The sequence below is a fragment of the Agrobacterium tumefaciens genome (genome assembly GCF_009649785.1).
In the GTDB taxonomy this organism is placed as follows: Bacteria; Pseudomonadota; Alphaproteobacteria; order Rhizobiales; family Rhizobiaceae; genus Agrobacterium; species Agrobacterium tumefaciens.
Genome location: NZ_WJOK01000015.1, coordinates 49,508 through 64,926, shown reverse-complemented (window position 1 = coordinate 64,926; position 15,419 = coordinate 49,508). Strand labels below are relative to the sequence as shown.

14 protein-coding genes are annotated in these 15,419 nt (G+C 58.4%); 10 read left to right on the top strand and 4 right to left on the bottom strand.

All coding sequences use genetic code 11. The features are described 5' to 3' along the window. Genes GH784_RS16825 through GH784_RS16810 form a run of 4 tightly spaced genes read left to right on the top strand, consistent with a single transcriptional unit; the run spans position 1 to position 4,507 of the window. Positions 1-1,083 (top strand): ABC transporter ATP-binding protein, encoded by a 1,083-nt coding sequence (locus GH784_RS16825; RefSeq protein WP_013637454.1) that lies wholly within the window; start codon positions 1-3, stop codon positions 1,081-1,083. Continuing rightward, the gene (locus GH784_RS16820) at positions 1,080-2,063 is read left to right on the top strand and encodes an NAD-dependent epimerase/dehydratase family protein (protein WP_153793586.1); all 984 of its coding nucleotides are present in this window, start codon (positions 1,080-1,082) and stop codon (positions 2,061-2,063) included. The genes GH784_RS16825 and GH784_RS16820 overlap by 4 nt, the downstream gene beginning before the upstream one ends. Then, positions 2,060-3,742, top strand: a complete 1,683-nt coding sequence (locus GH784_RS16815) for an SMP-30/gluconolactonase/LRE family protein (RefSeq protein WP_035200869.1) — start codon at positions 2,060-2,062, stop codon at positions 3,740-3,742. The genes GH784_RS16820 and GH784_RS16815 overlap by 4 nt, the downstream gene beginning before the upstream one ends. A gap of 3 nt (positions 3,743-3,745) precedes the next feature. Beyond that, a complete protein-coding gene (locus GH784_RS16810; RefSeq protein ID WP_019565782.1) occupies positions 3,746-4,507 on the top strand; it encodes an SDR family NAD(P)-dependent oxidoreductase in 762 nt (253 codons plus the stop codon). A gap of 457 nt (positions 4,508-4,964) precedes the next feature. Here GH784_RS16810 and GH784_RS16805 read toward each other — a convergent pair whose 3' ends face one another. Continuing rightward, the gene (locus tag GH784_RS16805) at positions 4,965-5,771 is read right to left on the bottom strand and encodes an AraC family transcriptional regulator (protein ID WP_065687604.1); all 807 of its coding nucleotides are present in this window, start codon (positions 5,769-5,771) and stop codon (positions 4,965-4,967) included. A 71-nt stretch (positions 5,772-5,842) separates the two neighbouring features. On the opposite strand from GH784_RS16805, the gene GH784_RS16800 reads away from it, so the two are divergent. Next, the gene (locus GH784_RS16800; RefSeq protein ID WP_065687605.1) at positions 5,843-6,214 is read left to right on the top strand and encodes a hypothetical protein; all 372 of its coding nucleotides are present in this window, start codon (positions 5,843-5,845) and stop codon (positions 6,212-6,214) included. Positions 6,215-6,556: 342 nt separating this feature from the next. Here GH784_RS16800 and GH784_RS16790 read toward each other — a convergent pair whose 3' ends face one another. Beyond that, positions 6,557-7,486, bottom strand: coding sequence for a LysR family transcriptional regulator (locus GH784_RS16790; protein WP_065687606.1), 930 nt, complete (start codon positions 7,484-7,486; stop codon positions 6,557-6,559). Between the two features lie 117 nt (positions 7,487-7,603). Between GH784_RS16790 and GH784_RS16785 the strand changes: the two genes are divergently transcribed. Then, entirely contained in the window at positions 7,604-8,470 is an 867-nt protein-coding gene (locus tag GH784_RS16785) for an aldo/keto reductase family oxidoreductase (RefSeq protein WP_112153459.1), read from the top strand. A 116-nt stretch (positions 8,471-8,586) separates the two neighbouring features. On the opposite strand, the gene GH784_RS16780 is transcribed toward GH784_RS16785, so the two are convergent. After that, a complete protein-coding gene (locus GH784_RS16780) occupies positions 8,587-9,489 on the bottom strand; it encodes a LysR family transcriptional regulator (RefSeq protein ID WP_025591593.1) in 903 nt (300 codons plus the stop codon). A gap of 91 nt (positions 9,490-9,580) precedes the next feature. Between GH784_RS16780 and GH784_RS16775 the strand changes: the two genes are divergently transcribed. Beyond that, a complete protein-coding gene (locus tag GH784_RS16775; protein WP_035200863.1) occupies positions 9,581-10,597 on the top strand; it encodes an NADP-dependent oxidoreductase in 1,017 nt (338 codons plus the stop codon). 395 nt (positions 10,598-10,992) lie between these two features. On the opposite strand, the gene GH784_RS16770 is transcribed toward GH784_RS16775, so the two are convergent. Next, complete coding sequence (locus tag GH784_RS16770) at positions 10,993-12,006, bottom strand: LacI family DNA-binding transcriptional regulator (protein WP_035200861.1); 1,014 nt, start codon at positions 12,004-12,006, stop codon at positions 10,993-10,995. Positions 12,007-12,139: 133 nt separating this feature from the next. Between GH784_RS16770 and GH784_RS16765 the strand changes: the two genes are divergently transcribed. From GH784_RS16765 to GH784_RS16755, 3 genes are all read left to right on the top strand, one after another. Continuing rightward, positions 12,140-13,063: a sugar phosphate isomerase/epimerase family protein gene (locus GH784_RS16765; RefSeq protein WP_065687608.1), complete on the top strand. Its 924-nt coding sequence runs from the start codon at positions 12,140-12,142 to the stop codon at positions 13,061-13,063. Positions 13,064-13,083: 20 nt separating this feature from the next. After that, positions 13,084-14,256, top strand: coding sequence for a Gfo/Idh/MocA family protein (locus GH784_RS16760; RefSeq protein WP_065687609.1), 1,173 nt, complete (start codon positions 13,084-13,086; stop codon positions 14,254-14,256). 133 nt (positions 14,257-14,389) lie between these two features. Next, positions 14,390-15,289: a sugar phosphate isomerase/epimerase family protein gene (locus GH784_RS16755; RefSeq protein ID WP_019565834.1), complete on the top strand. Its 900-nt coding sequence runs from the start codon at positions 14,390-14,392 to the stop codon at positions 15,287-15,289. The last annotated feature ends 130 nt before the right edge of the window (positions 15,290-15,419 follow it).

The window sequence follows — 15,419 nt, the reverse complement described above, 5'->3', positions numbered from 1 at the left end:
ATGGCCAATATTTCCATTCGCAACGTCAGCAAGTCCTATGGCGCGCTCAACGTGCTCAGGCCCTTTTCGCTTGAGATCGAGAACGGCGAGTTCGTGGTGCTGGTCGGACCTTCCGGTTGCGGCAAGTCGACGATGTTGAAAATCCTTGCTGGTCTCGAACCGGCAAGCGAAGGGCAGATCTTCATCGGCGACAATGAAGTCACGGATCTGGCGCCCGGGGACCGCGATATAGCCATGGTGTTTCAGAATTATGCGCTCTATCCGCATCTGACGGTTCGCCAGAACATCGGCTTCGGGCTGAAGATGCGCGGCACGGACAGGCATGAGATTGACCGCCGGGTCGACGATGCGGCGCGCATTCTGGAAGTGACGCCCTATCTGGATCGCAAGCCCAAGGATCTGTCAGGCGGTCAGCGGCAGCGCGTGGCTCTGGGACGAGCGATCGTGCGCCAGCCGCAAGCCTTCCTCATGGACGAGCCGCTGTCCAACCTCGATGCCAAGCTGCGTGTCCATATGCGTGCCGAAATCGGCGCTTTGCACAAACGCATCGGGGTCACTACCGTTTATGTGACGCATGACCAGGTCGAAGCCATGACCATGGCGGACCGGGTCGTGATCATGCAGGGCGGCATCATCCAGCAAATTGCCGCACCGGACGAACTGTTCAACAACCCGGCCAATCTTTTCGTTGCCGGTTTCATCGGCTCGCCGGGCATGAACTTCCTCAATGCGCAACTGCGTGACGGCACTGTTACCCTGTTTGGACAACATGTTTCCGTGCCGGGCGCGGCTGATCGCCAAGGCAGCGTGATCGTCGGTCTGCGGCCGGAACATCTCGTTCTCGGCGATGCGCCGGTCACCTTCGATGTTCACCCGACGCTGGTGGAAAGCCTCGGATCCGAAAAATACGTCTATTTCGACGCGGAAGGCGCAAGGGTGGCCGATGGCGAGGAGGGCAAGTCCAAGGGTCTGATCGCGCGCGTCTCGCATACCGGCAATCTTCCTGGAAACGAGGCACTCCGGCTCGGGTTCGATCCGGCCAAGCTTTATCTCTTCGATGCAAAGACCGGAGAACGGCTATGATCCTCGTCACCGGATCGGCGGGCCGTGTCGGTCGTGCCGCTGTCGCCGCCTTGCGCGCACAGGGCCGCACCGTTCGCGGTTTTGATCTCAGGCCATCGGGAACCGGCGGCGAGGAAGTCGTCGGGTCGCTGGAGGATGCGCAGGCACTGTCCGAAGCTATGAAGGGCGTGAGCGCCGTCCTGCATCTGGGAGCCTTCATGTCCTGGGCTCCGGCGGATCGCGATCGTATGTTCGCTGTCAATGTCGAGGGTACGCGCCGGCTTCTGGATGCGGCTTCAGCGGCTGGCGTGCGGCGTTTCGTGTTCGCTTCCTCAGGCGAGGTCTATCCGGAAGACCGACCGGAATTCCTGCCGGTCACCGAGGATCATCCGCTTTGCCCCAATTCGTCCTATGGCCTGACCAAGCTTTTGGGCGAAGAGCTGGTGCGCTTTCACCAGCGAAGCGGCACCATGGAAACGGTGATCCTGCGGTTTTCTCATACGCAGGATGCGGCGGAACTGCTGGACGAAGAGAGTGTCTTTTCCGGTCCCCGGTTTTTCCTGCGGCCGCGCATCCGCCAGCAGCAGAATTTCGGAAACACCGGCATCGCCGAATTGCTCCAGTCCCGCGATATCGGCGAACCCGCGCACATTCTGGCGCGCAACAAAAACGGCCGTCCATTCCGTATGCACATTACCGAGACACGAGATATGGTGTCGGGAATTCTGCTCGCTCTCGATCACCCCGACGCGGCGGGCGGCACCTTCAATCTCGGCGCGGATGAACCGGCCGATTTCGCCGTGCTTCTGCCGAAGATTGCGGCGCTGACCGGCCTTCCCATCGTGACAGTCGATTTTCCCGGCGACGGCGTTTATTACCATACGTCCAACGAGCGGATCAGAAACACTTTGGGGTTTGAAGCAGAATGGACGATGGACCGGATGCTGGACGAAGCGGCGGCCGCAAGGCTGGAGCGACGCGCGAAGGAGCAGAGGCGATGAAGCCCGAGACGCCGGGCGGCACGGCGGCGCTGGCCAAAGGGCTAACCCTGCTCGATATGGTTGCCGACGCGCCGGAACCGCTACGTTTTGCCGAGTTGTTGCGCGCCTCCGGCCTGCCGAAGCCGACCTTTGCACGCATCCTGCGCACCCTTATCGCCTATGGTCTCGTCCGTCAGGATGCGGCCCGGGGCACTTATGTTCTGGGCCAGCGTTTTCTGGAAATGTCCCATAGGGTCTGGGAGAGTTTCGATCTTGTCTCGGCGGCGACCCCGGAACTCGAGCGGCTGGCGGCCGAACTGGGGGAAACGGTTGCGCTGTGCCGGCTTGACGGCACGATGACGCAATATCTGGCCGAACGTTCGCCGAATGGCCTTTCTGTGCGCGTCGAGGTAGGGCGCCGCGTCCCCCTGCATTGCACGGCACCCGGCAAGGCACTGCTCGCCTTTCAGGACCCCGCCGTCGGCCGTGCCCTCTTGGACCGTCTGACGCTGGATGTGCAGACCCCGAAAACCATCACCACGCTCGATGCGCTCCAGGCCGACCTGACGTTGACCCGGGCACGTGGTTATTCGATTTCTTATGAGGAGCACTTGGCAGGTGTAAACTCGGCAGCCGCCCCTGTCATGGGTCGCGACAATACGCCGATCGGCGTGCTTGTTGCGCTTGGCCCATCATCGCGGCTCAGTTCCTCCAATATCCATCCAGCCGGACGCGAATTGATTGCCGCCGCCCGCCGTATCACGGGTGCGGCTGGGGCTGTCGCCATTAGTTCCAGGCCCAGGCCCCGGTCTGTCACCGGCCGTCCGAGTGCCGAGCTGAGTTGCGTCTTGCCGTGGGGCGCACAGCTTGGCGAGAGTCCAGTGTGGCACGATGGCGAAAATACGCTCTACTGGGTCGATATTCTTCATCCCGCTGTCCACCGGTTTGATCCAGCGAGTGGCCGGAACGAAACCTGCGAGACCGGGAAGTTGGTCAGCGCGGTCATTCCGGTTCGCGGTGAGCGTCTGCTGGTGGCGTCTCAGGATGGGATCGAATGGCTGGATTTTGCATCAGGTCGCCTCACACCCTTCGTCAGCCCGGAGGCAGGCATCGTCGACAACCGCTTGAATGATGCCAAATGCGGGCCTGACGGTGCGATATGGGTGGGATCGATGAGGATTGACGCCTCCAAGCCCACGGGTGCGCTTTATCGTATCAGCACCGATGGCGCATTCGAACGCAAGGAAGGCGGCATCATTGTCTCCAACGGCCTCGGCTGGAGCGCGGATGGGAAAACCTTCTACTTTGTTGACACGGTACCTGGCCTCATCCACGCCTATGATTGCGATCCCGCGACCGGAACGCTGTCGGGATGCCGCGAATTCGCACGCATTCCCGTCGCCGACGGCCGGCCGGACGGTCTTGCGGTGGACGCGGAAGGAGGGGTCTGGTGTGCGATCTGGGATGGCTGGTCCGTGCGCCGTTATCTTCCAAACGGGAAGCTCGACCAGGTAATTGAGATGCCGGTGCCCCGTCCCACCAGCATCGCCTTTGGTGGCCCGGATTTGTCGACGCTGTTCATCACCAGCGCCCGCACCCGCCTGCCGGCCTCGACACTCGCCGACGCGCCTCTGTCAGGTGGACTGTTTTCCTGCCGCCCGGGAGTTTCCGGTGCGCACGTCTCATTGTTCGAAGGATAAAGGATGAACCTTGAAAACATCTTTGGCCTGAAGGGCCGCGTGGCGCTCGTTACCGGTTCAAGCCGTGGGATAGGAGCGGCGATTGCCGAAGGGCTGGCTGGGGCAGGTGCCCATGTCATCCTGCATGGCGTCAAGCCGGGCGCCACAGCGGCTGTACATGAGCGGATTGTTACGCACGGGGGAGCGGCGGATCATCTGGCAGGCGATCTCTCCGAAGTCGGGGCTGGTCGGGATCTTATCGAGCGAGCAGAAGCGATCGCACCACTCGATATCCTTGTTATCAACGCCAGTGCCCAGATCAATGCCCCTCTATCGGCGCTGACGCCAGGTGATCTGGCGTTTCAACTTGCGGTCAATCTGGGCTCGACGGTCGACATGCTGCAGACGGCACTGCCGCGAATGTCGGCTCGGAAATGGGGCAGGATCGTCTCCATAGGATCAGTCAATCAGCTAAGGCCCAAAAGCGTCGTTACCGCCTATGCGGCGACGAAGGCCGCACAGCACAATTTAATTCAAAGTCAGGCTAGAGATTATGCCCGCGACAACGTGTTGCTCAATACTCTCGCTCCTGGCCTCATCGATACGGACCGCAACGCTCATCGCCGCGTCGAGGACCCGGAGGGCTGGAATGAATATGTAAGCGCATTGAACTGGATGGGGCGGGCCGGGCGACCGGAAGAGATGGTGGGGGCAGCTGTCTTTCTGGCGTCGGAGGCATGTAGTTTCATGACGGGCGAAACGATTTTTCTCACCGGAGGTTATTGAGCGGGTGGATATTGAAAAAATGCAAAATGTCCTGAACGCAGGTGTTGGCCCAGCAACTTTTGCGGTGATCGTCTGGAGAGGTCGTCATTCGAAAAACCAGCGCCGATAATGTGGCGATTGTGCGGGCCTGGCTTCGACGTTGTCATCACCGAACTGCCGCATACTATCATCCACTCATGCGTCTGCTTGATTTGCCGAACTTCATCCTCACGCCGCATGTGGCGTGGGTAAGAAGCGCAGCGGTCCAGTCGCTGGTCTATCAGCTGATCGACAATGTCGAGGCGTTCTAGCGCGCCCTTCGTTTGACCGTTATAGCTTCTCATGTAATCGAGAAATGCGCGCATGGCGGCACGTGGGAGGCGGGTCGTAAAAACCATTGCGGTAGGAGAGTGTCCATTGGGAGGAAGCTCCGCCAGCCGGCCGATTTCCTTTTAGGTGTCGCTGTACCTTCTAACGTTCAGCGGTCGAAGTTTCCCAGATATCGGGCAGGCGATGTGCCAAGCGCTTTCTTGAACATGGTTATGAATGCAGAGACGGATTGATATCCAAGATCCCCCGAAACCTGCTGCACCGTTGCCCCCGCTGCAAGGCTTCGGATTGCGACAATCACCTGCAATTGTTGTCGCCAGCGGCCGAAGGTAAGGCCCGTTTCGCTTTGAACGAGACGGGCGAGCGAATTCTCACTCATCGCCACTCGTTTTGCCCATTGCGCCATCGTACTGCGATTGGATGGATCGTCTGCCAGCTCGGATGCAATGCGTGCAAGCCGGGGCTCGTCCGTCAGCGGGAGGTGAAGATGCTCGACCGGCATCCGCGACAATGCCGACAGAAGCAGCGTTTCCATGAGCTCTAAGTCAGCAGTCGCGGCAGCCGATTGGTCGGCCATCTCGATGATCAGTTCCCTGACGAGCGGAGACAGGGAAAGCGTGCAGCACCGGTTCGGCAGATCGGCAGCCCCCGGCTCGATGAACAGGAAAAACAAACGTGCGTTGGCGGTGGCCACATTGCTGTGAAGCATGCCCCCTGGAACCCAGACGCCACAATGAGGCGGAACCATCCACATGCCGCTTGGGACGCGACAAGTCACGCCTCCCAGCAGCGGCATGACAAGCTGGCCCTTACGGTGCTGGTGTTCGGGAGCCTCGCGTTCATTCTGAGACACGTCGATCCTCACAGCGCGAACGCGCGATGAAGAGCTTTCGACATCATTGTCGGCGAGGGCACCGGACAGGGATAGTGGTGGCTGGGGGTATTTAGTGATCATTAGAGGGAATATCTAAATTCGTCCGATCGGTTTGTCGATAGGGTCATCCCGCAAGAAGCTGGAGGGTGATCATGGCACTTCAAAAACACAACGACCGCTGGTGGTCGGATATCTTCCGGACCGAAATTCGTCTGACCTCGAAAGGACCTCGCAGGCTCTGCATCCTGCCCCCATCCCTGATGGGGACAAGGCCGGATCGTGCCGCTGTTCTGAAAAGGATTACAGGCATTCTTTTTTCGAAAGCCCGAGCGTTGCTTGCCCGCCAGCCTCCGGCCATGTCGACTGTTGTGCGCGCTGACCCTGCCGAAGCCTATCTGCACGCGTGCCTCGCTGCACCATTCTTTTTCTACGTGTCGCCAGCGACCTACGGCCTCGCAGACAATGTTGCCAACGATGAAAAAGGCATCGAGCGCAAGGCCACACTGCCGGGGGATGAGGTGTGAGTTCCCGGCCAGTTGTCACCAGCGGGAACGTCATCTTTTCGCTGAAAACATTCCTTGCGGCCATGGCGTGGCAGATGCGCTTGAACTGCTTGAATCGCCTCACATGGCAGATGGCTCACGTAATCCGCTTTTCAGACCCATCCTCTACCGTCAATACGAGGGCAAGCCAAAGCGTCTCCGCCGCATCTGTTGCATCCGATATCTGATTAACGGACTGGATTACTGCAAGACGTGCCCATGTCTGAATAGTCGCTCTAGTCCAATGCATGATGCGTGTTATGGCGATATGCACGATGGATCGACCAATGCCGGCGGCAAGAAACAGAGCTAAGAACTTTGAATTCACGGGCCGGGCTGCAAGGATTTCGCTGCATCTTTGTGCGATTGTCTCACGAAATCGATAAATGCGCGCAAAGGCGCGGGCACAAGCCGCCGTCCAGAATAATAGAGGAACGGGCCGGAAAACCGCAGCCACCATTCTTCCATCACCGGTACCAGATCTCCTCTATCGAAGTGTGGCCTTAGCCAGTCCTCAAAAATATAAATAATGCCAGAACCGGCAATGGCTGCGTCGATGCCAAGATCGGTGCCGCCGCCGAACTGAACAACGAGGCTACCTTTGGGATTTATGGCGATTTCTTCCCCATCGCGTTCGAATTCCCAGGAGGGAAGCGCGCGCCCCGAAAACCGGCCTAAAATACAATCATGCGAAAGCAGGTCTTGTGGATGTTGCGGTTTGCCTCTTCTTGCAAGGTAACCCGGCGACGCGGCAAGGGCGTAGCGCTGCTGGCGCGGTCCGATCGGCAAAGCCACCATATCCTGTTCGAGACGTTCGTCATAACGGATGCCTGCGTCGCAGCCGCTCTTTATGATGTCGACGAAATTCTCATCGGTCACGATTTCCAGCCTTATTTCGGGATAGGCCTTTAGGAACGGCGGCACGATCGGAGGCAGGACCAGCCTTGCCGCACTCATCGGAACATTGAGTCTGAGATCCCCCGAGGTGCGGCCGCGGCTGCTTTTCACCTCGTCGAGTGCCGATGCCACCTCTGCGAATGCGGGTCCGGTGCGCTCTAGCAAGAGACGTCCTGCATCCGTCAGGAGCACGCTGCGGGTGGTGCGATTGAATAGTCTTACCCCAAGGTCTTCTTCGAGACGCTTCACCGCATCGCTCAACGCCGAGGAGCTGACTCCACTTACGCGCGCGGCCTGCCGAAAACCTTTGGATCTAGCAACGAGTAAAAACGCATTCAGATCCGTTAAATCCGACACCCTGCTCTCCAAACGTTAAAAACAATTGTCCGTCTTTACGGACAACCTGTCCGGATTATAGCTTCTTGTAGCGTATATGCCACCTGTCTATTTTGGAGGAACACAAGGAGATGGACCATGAGCACTATTGCAACTTCAGGAACCTTCACGCTTGGCGATTATACGGTGCGCCGGCTGGGCTATGGCGCGATGCAGCTTGCAGGCAAGGGCGTTTTTGGGCCTCCGAGCGATCGTCCGGAGGCCATAGCCGTCCTGCGCGAGGCGGTGGAAAGCGGCGTCAACCACATCGACACCAGCGATTTCTATGGCCCGCATGTTACAAACGAGATAATCCGCGAAGCTTTGCATCCCTATGACAACGACCTTGTGATCGTCACCAAGGTCGGCGCAGGCAGGGGCGCGGACGCTTCGTGGTATCCGTCGTTCTCGCGCGCGGAGCTGACACAGGCCGTTCATGACAACCTCCGCAATCTCGGACTCGATGTGCTCGATGTGGTCAACCTGCGCGCTATGTTCGACGTGCACGGCCCCGCGGAAGGCTCGCTGGACGAGCCTCTTGAAGTTCTGGCCGGTTTAAAGCAACAGGGACTGATCCGGCATATCGGACTGTCTAACGTCACGGCGAAGCAAATCGAGGACGCCGGAAAGATCACCGACATCGCTTGCGTGCAGAACCAGTACAATCTTGCGCATCGGCAGGACGAAACCTTAATCGACACACTCGCCTCCCGAGGGGTTGCCTATGTGCCGTTCTTTCCTCTTGGCGGCTTCTCGCCGCTGCAATCCTCTACCCTGTCTGACGTGGCCGCCCGGCTCAACGCCACGCCGATTCAGGTTGCGCTTGCCTGGCTTCTCCAGCGATCGCCGAACATTCTCCTGATCCCGGGCACATCGTCACGGGGACATCTGCGAGAAAACCTCGCCGCGGCCAGGATAGAGCTCCCCTCGGAGGCACTGTTGGAGCTGGATAAGGTGGCTGCTTAATGCCGCTTGTAGAAATCTGGGGAATTTGTCGACGGGTTGTCATCTGTCCTCACGCCCGCTTTTGGCAAATGCTGCCTAGTCAGCGTCGCCCCAGAAGCAGACATTCGCTGCCATTGTCAGGACAACTTCACTAAGGTGTCGAGGAAAGCGCGGACGGCCGGGTTTGACCGCCGGCTCTCGGGCCACAGCGCCGTGATGTTGTGCCGTTCCACCGCATAATCGGCCAGAACCGGAATAAGCGCTCCACGCCTCACCCAAGTGCTGGCCATGAAATTGGTTGCCATTCCGATTCCGGCACCTGCTGCGATCGTCGCAAGCACGGCTTCGCTCGCGTCAACGATAATGCTAGAGGTGGGCACAATCTCCACCTCCCTGTCCCCTACGTGGAAAGGCCAGCGGAACAGCTGGCCGCTACTCTGGTAGCGCAGGTTGACAGTCTCGTGCTCTTCCAATTGGTCTGGACTGGTCGGCGGGCTGCGCCCGGCCAGATATTCGGGCGAGGCATAACAGCATAGCCGATGTGGCAGAAGGCGGCGCGAAAGCAGGCGCGAATCTGCCACATCACCAATGCGGACCGCTACATCGTAGCCGCCTTCGATAAGATCAACCATGTGATCGCTCAAACGTAGATCTATATTGACCCTCGAATGGAGCCTGCGAAACTGAGGAAGCATCGGCGCTATTACGTGCAGGCCGATAGGCAACGATGCTGCAATCCGTAAAGTGCCAGCGGGCTCGGTGCGCGCTGCTTTTGCCGCCTGCTCTATATCTTCTGCGTCGTGCAGCAGCCTGAGCGCACGCTCATGAAGATCGCGCCCCTCGGTCGTCAGGGCCAGGGAACGTGTCGTACGCGCAAAAAGCGAAACGCCGAGCTGCTTTTCCAGCCGCTGAATGCTTTTGCTGACCGCCGAGGGTGAGATGGACAAGGAGCGGGCGGCGGCGGTGTAGCTTCCGAGCGAGCCGGCCCGAGCGAATGCGATCAACCCAGTCAGTCTATCAATTCCGATTTGTTCCTTCATGGCACTATTAAAGCGAATTATCTGATGATTATCAAGCGAAGGAGATGATCGTATCTTCAGTCATCAAAACGAATATTCAAGCGAGGCCGTGATGACTGATATGATGAAAGCTGTGCGATTGCACGAATTCGGTGGGCCAGATGTTCTTCGTTATGAAGATGCGCCCCGGCCGGAAATCTCGGCGGACGACGTGCTTGTTCGCGTCCATGCCGCCAGCCTCAACCCGCCGGATCTCTATCTGCGCGATGGTTATCGGGCTCTACCGCCGGAATGGCACCCCAGTCCAAGCTTTCCGCTGATCCTTGGCACGGACGTTTCCGGCACGGTTGCGGCCGTTGGTGAAAACGTGTCGCAGTTCAAGGTCAACGACGAGGTCTATGCGATGGTCCGCTTCCCGCATGACCTCATGACGGGAAGCAGCGCCTATGCCGAATATGTTCGCGTTCCGGTATCGGAGTTGGCGTTGAAGCCCGCCGGGATAGACCACATCCAGGCTGCCGGTGCGCCCATGTCGCTTTTGACCGCTTGGCAATTTCTGGTCGATTTGGGACATGATTTGCCGAACCCATTCCAGACCTTCCAGCATGCACCGGTTCCGCTCGACGGCAAGATCGTGCTGGTGAACGGCGCCGGCGGCGGCGTTGGCCATCTTGCTGTCCAGATCGCGAAGTGGCAAGGCGCGAAGGTGATTGCCGTTGCTTCCGGCAAAAACGAGGCGCTTCTCTATGATCTCGGTGCCGATATTTTCATCGACTATACGAAGACGGCTGCCGAAGCAGTGGTGAGGGATGCTGATCTGGTGCTTGACGCCGTCGGCGGCGCGAATATGGAACGCTTTCTCTCCAGCATTAAGCCGGACGGCGCCCTGTTTCTCGTCAACCCGCTGGGTTTTCTAGGCCATGACGAAGCCGCCCGGCGAAAGATCACCGTCTCAACGACACAGGTGCGTTCGAACGGTGCGCAATTGGCAGAGGCCGGTCGTCTGCTCGATGATCGCTCCTTACGGGTGGTGATCGACAGCACCTATCCGCTGGCCGAGGCATCGACAGCGCATCGTCGTGCTTCAGAAAGTAGCATCCAGGGCAAGATCGTGCTGGTTGCCGCCTGATCACCACTTGACCAGTCAAGGCCCCGGTCGCCGAAGCTTGCAAACTCGCTGCCCAAGGGTTTTGCGGTCGAATCGACCGGCCAATCGCTGCAAGAGCGCCAGTCTGGCGACCAGGCGTCTTTGTTGTTGGCGTTTTCGTATCTGGTCGTTGTCCTTGTGCTTACAGCACTTTATGGAAGTCGCTACGTTGATTTCAAATGGTCACGTTTTCACTTTCAATTAGTCATCAACATAGTTTCAAACGGTCATTGGCGAACGGTTTAATGGCTCAAGCTCAATCAAATCCTGAATTGCAACAACGGATCGCCTCTTCTGATCCTATCAAGGGGTCGTCGGCAAAGGCGGTGCGGCTCTGCTTATACCCAGCTTTAACAAGGAAAATCTGATACACCACGCTAGGCATTCTCTGCGAGAAAGATCTGGATGTCCGTTGAGATAGAGACCGCTTCTCCAGGCATTCTACCGAGGAGCTTTGCGATGGTCTCAACTGCCAGGCGTGCTTCCAAAAGGGGTCTCTGGTCGATAACCGCGTTGATCTTTCTGGATTTTAGCAGCATCCGTCGATTGGGCGTGAGTTCGTGGGTGATGACCACCGTATTGTCGGTTCGGCCAAGGCGTTGCAGGGCACTGACAATCGGCAAAGCACCCGCGGACAGATGATATATGCCTCGTAATCCCGGGTCATCCCGAAATGCAATCTCTACGACACGGCCAGCTTCCTCTTGATTTTCTCCGGTCTCCAGAACCACGGCCAGACTGCATTCAGGATAACGCTCGGTCATGATGTCGCGAAACCCGGCTTCCCGTTCGCGATGGCCAGTGATATCGCGTGAGCCGGCAACCACGACGACGCGGCCGCCTTGCCGTCCGAGGAAAAGGCCCATCAGGTCGCCAGCCACCCGACCGGCCTGCCTGTCGTTCGGCCCCACATAGGCGGCACGCCCGCAATCTGTGAGGTCGGTCGCCAGAGTAACCACCGGGACATTGCGCGATAGGAATGCTACGGCTTCTCGAACCCTGATATCGTCAGGGCTGGTGATGACGAGGCCATCATAGGAGCGACAATCGCGGACGGCTGCGGCGATCGCCGCCGGCTTTCGTGGATCGATGTGATGGACGAAGAATTGCACGTTCAGTGTTGCGTACATTCGCGATGCAAGATCGATACCCTCGCGCAAAGACGCGTGAAACGGGTTGACTGGCGGTTGGATAAGGACCGCGACACGTAGCGCGCGTGAAGGGGTACGATCTAGGGCTCGGTCAATACCGAGCGCCCGTGCAGTGGCCAAAACGCGGTCTTCTTTGTCGGTACGCACGCCGCCACGGTTGTTGAGAACCCGATCCACCGTCGCGGTCGAGACTCCGGCTGCCTTTGCAACATCTGAAATGCTTATCTTGCGTGCAGTCATTTCCCTCTCCGCCCGGTTTTCTGATTGAATCCCATCAAATTCCAACTTTGTAAATCGGAGATCTCCAGCTAAACCGCTGCGTCAGGGAGGGTCGCCCACCAAGTGAGCGACACCAGGGAAGGACCAGAATATTATGGGTATAACAGTCACCACAGCACCGTGCTGCTGGGGCGTCGATGACGTGCGCAATCCAAACCTACCGCCGTGGGAAATGGTATTCGACGAAGTCAAGGCGGCCGGATATGGGGGAGTGGAGCTTGGCCCCTATGGTTATGTTCCGCTGAACATCGACATGGTCTCTCAGGCTCTGACAAGTCGAGGGCTCTATATCGTCGCCGGAACGATCTTCAATGATCTTGTCGCTGAGGAAAACCGCGATAGCCTGCTGCGCCAGACGGACGAGATTTGCGCTCTGATCACCCGTCTGCCGACGCCGCCGAAGGCGTCGGGCCAGCGATTTCCCGCACCTTATCTGACGGTGATGGATTGGGGACACGACGAACGCGATTATGCGGCGGGTCATTCCGACAGGGCACCCCGGCTCGATGACGCGGCATGGAACGGCATGATGGATAATATCAGGGCGATATCCGCTCTTGCCCGCGAGAAATATGGCGTTCGCGCCACCATTCATCCGCATGCCGGCGGTTACATCGAATTCGAGGACGAGATTGCCCGTCTCGCCGTTGACATACCCCAGGAGGTTGCCGGTTTCTGCCTCGACACTGGCCATACCTGGTATGCCGGCATGGACCCTGTCCAAACCCTGCGCAAATACGCCGATCGTCTCGACTACATCCACTTCAAGGACATTGACAGGGCCGTCTTCGGCCGCGTGATGGGTGAGCACATTCGCTTCTTTGAAGCCTGCGCGCAGGGCGTCATGTGTCCCATCGGCAGGGGCTGTATCGACTATCCCGCCATTCGCGCCCTTCTTGATGAGCTTGGTTATGAAGGCTTTATCACCGTTGAGCAGGAGCGTGATCCGCGCAACGCGGGCGGTAGCCTCGCCGACGTAAAACTCAGCCGTGACTATCTCAAGTCGGCTGGCTTCTAACAATCCGGGACAGAAACCTCATGATTTACGGAACGCGTCAGACAAAACGACCTCTTCGCTGGGCTATGGTGGGTGGTGGTCGCGGCAGTCAGATCGGCTATATTCACCGCAGCGCCGCCCTGCGTGACCGCTACTTCGATCTGGTCGCTGGCGCCTTCGACCTCGATGCCGATCGCGGCCGCGCCTTCGGTGTTGAACTGGGGCTCGAGCCCTCGCGATGCTACGCCGACTGGCGTGCGCTTTTCGCAGAGGAGGCAAAGCGTCCGGATGGGATCGAGGCAGTATCGATCGCAACGCCCAACAATACCCACTACGAGATCACCAAGGCTGCACTGGAAAGCGGGCTGCACGTTGTGTGTGAAAAGCCACTGTGCTTCACGGTGGCCGAGGCCGAGGATCTTCAGCGTATCGCCGCAGAGCGCGGCCGTATTGTTGGAGTGACCTACGGCTATAGCGGCCACCAAGTCATCGAGCATGCCCGAGAGCTCGTTGCTGCCGGCGAGCTCGGGGAAATTCGTCTGGTCAACCTGCAATTCGCCCACGGGTTTCACAACGAGGCTGTCGAGCTTCAAAACCCGGCGACCCGCTGGCGCGTCGATCCGAAATTCGCAGGTCCAAGTTATGTGCTCGGCGATATCGGTACACATCCGCTTTATATTTCCGAGGTCATCCTGCCCGACCTCCGTATCAAACGGCTTCTGTGCACCCGGCAGAGCTTCGTCAAGACGCGTGCACCGCTCGAAGACAACGCCATGACCCTGATGGAATATGACAATGGCGCGTTTGGCACCGTCTGGTCGAGCGCCATCAATGCGGGTTCCATGCATGGACAAAAGGTGCGCGTCGTCGGATCAAAGGCTTCGATCGAATGGTGGGACGAGCAGCCAAACCAGCTACGATTTGAGGTTCAGGGCGAGCCGGTACGCATTCTTGAGCGTGGCATGGGCTACCTGCACGCAAAGGCACTTGCCGACGATCGTATCGGTGCAGGCCATCCCGAGGGCCTCTTCGAGGCCTGGGCTAACCTCTACGACCGCTTTGCTATCGCTATGGAGGCGCGCAACGAAAACGATGGCGAACGCCTTGCGAGCCTCCGGTTTCCGGGGATTGCGGCAGGGGTTGAGGGCGTTCGCTGGGTTGAGAACTGCGTTCGTTCCGCCGATCTCGGCGGGGTCTGGGTCGATTATCGGTAGCGCGATGGAGGGAGCAGCACCATTGGCGCAGCTCCATAAATGATTGCCACCCACGCGACGTGGTCCAGCAAGCGATGCTTGTCCGCATCGACGCTCCCGTGAAGGGGCGAATTTATATTATCAGGAGGTTTTGATGAAACACGCACTCGATCCGCACATGATCCGTCATTTATCTCTGGAGGAAATTTGCCGAAAGACCGCCGAGCTGGGATACGACTATGTTGAGCTCTCACCCCGTCCGGACTTTCTCTCCTGGTGGACGCGTCCGAAGGTTTATCCCGAGAGGGTAAAGAGCTTCAAGAAGGCCCTCAAGGACCATGGGGTGGGCCTGGCAACGCTGCAGCCAATGTACCGCTGGGCCAGCCCATACCAAGACGAGTGGGAAACGGCGATAGAGAACTGGAAGCGAGCCATCGAAATTGCGGCAGAGATGGAATGCCCGATGTTGGTCTCGGAGTTCGGGCGAGGGGGATCCCCGGATCGAAGCCTGAATGACCGCAGTGGGTTGCATCGTCCGGAGACGTGTGAGGGGCAGTTTTTCCGTGCGATGGATATCCTCGTGCCAATTCTGGAGCGCGAAGGGCTGATCCTCTCGCTCGAAGCGCATCCAGAGGACTGGATTGAGGAAATCGCCCCTGCCATCGATATCATCAAGACGATCAATTCAAAGGCTGTAAAGGCATCGTTCATCGCGCCCCATACCTTCTTCTACGGTCCCGACATGGTTGCTAACTTGCGAGCGACCGAGGGGCTTCTAGCACATGTGCGCCTCGCAGACACCTATGACCATAACAAGTCTTCGCAACTGCGCTACATTGTAAATCCGCCTGGAGCGAAGGTGCGCGTCCATCAACACACCGACTTCGGCCAAGGTGAGATCAACTGGGAAGTATTCTTCTCAACTCTTGCCGACATGAAATTCGACGGTGTCCTTTCAAATTGCGTTTTCGCTTGGGAGGACCGAGCCGAAGACAGTGCCCGTTTCATGCTTCGTGAGACACAGATGTATGTGAACAAGTACTGGCCAAAGTAACGCCTCCTCAATCGCGGAGTGGTCGAAAAGACCCTGCGATATGACCAGGCTTTTGTGGCTCGACCAGATCAACCGGCCTTTCGATGCTACCCCACAGTCGCGGGATCTTTCACTGGGCCACCTCTGGTAC